We start from the raw sequence: 666 nt of genomic DNA, 5'->3' as shown, positions 1-666 counted from the left end.
GCCGAAGCGGCTCCAGTTGGAGAAACTGAAGCGGCGCGCAGCCGGGTCGAAGCCGACCGGCACGCAGTCGCGCAGCCGGTCGCGGCCGACGGCGGCCAGGAAGCGCAGGTTGGCCCGCAGGTTCAAATGCCGGGCCGGGAAGTCGTCGACGGCCGTGCGCAGGGCGGCGGCGAGCGCCGCGGGCCCGTCCTCGGCCGCGTGCGCGAGGTGCAGGTCGCTCAGCAGGTTGCCGACGTGTGCGGGCGAAAGGCCGAGCCAGCGGCGGGCGTTGACCGGGACAGTGAGCATGCGCTCGGCGTCGTCGCCGTCCAACTCCCTGATGGTGCAGACGACATGGGCGCACAGGACGTCCCCGGCGGAGAGCCGTCGCCCGGCCGCCGCGCCGAAGTCGGCGCGCATCCGCTCGATCTCGGCGTCCCCGAAGTAGATCTGGACGGTCCGGTTGGCGCGCGGCCCGGCCGCCACCTCGCGCGCGAGCAGCTCGGCCTCGGCCGGGTCGGGCAGCCGGAATCCGGGCGGTGCGCAGTCCTCGGCGGGGAGCAGTTCGTCGAGCAACGCGTCCTGGTCGGCGACGAGTTCGGCCTCCGGCAGCGGCTCGCCCTCGACCGCGGCGGACCACGCCCGCATCAGCAGCATGAAGCTCTGCAGGTCCCCCACGGCGTGGTG

General features: G+C 74.5%; 1 protein-coding gene. It reads right to left on the bottom strand.

Going from position 1 to position 666, the window contains the following annotated elements; all coding sequences use genetic code 11:
* Positions 1-666 (bottom strand): hypothetical protein (locus tag AB0O00_RS33085; RefSeq protein WP_363658123.1); only part of this gene is annotated, 666 nt, incomplete at both ends.

Origin of the sequence: Kitasatospora sp. NPDC093558, from assembly GCF_040683475.1 — a bacterium.
Lineage (GTDB): Bacteria > Actinomycetota > Actinomycetes > Streptomycetales > Streptomycetaceae > Kitasatospora.
The sequence above is the reverse complement of the archived record's forward strand: the minus strand, read 5'-3'. Positions and strand labels throughout refer to the sequence as shown.